Below are 1248 nucleotides of genomic sequence, written 5' to 3'. Positions count from 1 at the left end.
GTGCCGACGGCGCTGCGGCTGCCTTCGCCGAGGATGAGGTCGCCTTCCCAGTGCCCAGGAACAGCGCGATCGTCGGCTTCTGCGGGGCGCTCGCTAAGCATCACCATGCCGGGGATGCGGCCGCGGCCATCGGTGGTTCCGCGAGGCTTGCGGGCAGTTCGTCCGGACCGCAGACACCGCGCCAGCTCGCGACGCAGCTCGCCGCGGCCTTGCACGAACAGCGACTGGTAGATCGTCTCGTGGCTCACGCGCATCTCCGGATCATCGGCGTGATCCAACCGTAGGCGCGCTGCCACCTCTTCGGGCGACCACAGTTGCTCCAGCCGGCTGGCGACCTCCTCAAGCAGCCGACCCGACGCGAGCTTGAATGGCTTCGGTCGGCGAGCTTGATGGCGGGCGCGTTCGTGCGCATGCCAGGCCGAGTAGTCGCAGCGCCCGCCGCCGCGCTTCACCTCCCGGCTGACGGTGGACACCGCACGCCCCAGTTGCTCGGCGATCGCGGTGAAGGTGTCACCACGATTGATCCCCAGCAGGATCTGCTCGCGCTCGTCGATCGTCAGGTTGCCCTGGCGTGGTTCCCAGCCGAACGGCTTGGCGTCGACGTGCCTGCCGGTCCGGGCCATGATGCCGACCATCGGCGCACTGCAGCCGATCTCCTTGGCGATGTCGACCAGCCGCCAGCCCTTCGCGTGAAGCCTGAGTGCGAGCTGCTTCTGCTCCCGGCTGAGATGGCCGTGCTTGCCCTGCATCCGGATCCTCCTGTGATCAGTAACTGCCTCATCTCACAGGACTCGTTGCGCTGACTGCTTGAATCCGCCTTCCTCCACGCCCGGCCCGGCTCGCGGCCATCACGCCCGCCTGCTCAGCCTGCCCGGCACCGCCGCCCAGCCACGCGGTGACCGCAAGCATGAAGATCGGCATGGCCGCGGCCACGAACACCAGCACCATGCCAGCCACGGTCTGCACCCAGTCCGTGGACAATGCCGCCATCGCCATGCCCAGCCGCACGACGGCGGCTGCGATCGGCCCGGCCATGATCAGCCCCAGCATCATCGACAGCCACCGCCCCGCGAGCGCCTTGGCCGGCTCCAGGGCCAGCGAGAAGATCGCCGGGGCCGCGAACGAGGCCAAAATCAGAATCAGCACCAGACGGAAGATCATCATCGCCATCAGCACGAAGCAGGCGAAGAAGATCACCAGCGCGATGATCACCGCGACCACGATCATCCCGTTTTCCGAGTTCTCGCT

Annotated in this window: 2 protein-coding genes; both read right to left on the bottom strand. The window is 67.5% G+C overall.

Features of this window, described 5'->3' with window-relative positions; genetic code table 11:
* On the bottom strand, positions 1 to 749 hold a 749-nt coding region (locus AB0N07_RS51345), incomplete at its 3' end, for an IS30 family transposase (RefSeq protein ID WP_365847925.1).
* A gap of 28 nt (positions 750 to 777) precedes the next feature.
* Positions 778 to 1248: hypothetical protein (locus AB0N07_RS51340; RefSeq protein WP_365847923.1), on the bottom strand; the 471-nt coding region annotated here is incomplete at its 5' end.

Origin of the sequence: Streptomyces sp. NPDC051172, from assembly GCF_040682555.1 — a bacterium.
Classification (GTDB): domain Bacteria; phylum Actinomycetota; class Actinomycetes; order Streptomycetales; family Streptomycetaceae; genus Streptomyces.
Note: the sequence above shows the minus strand (reverse complement) of the source record. Positions and strands in the feature narration are given on the sequence as shown.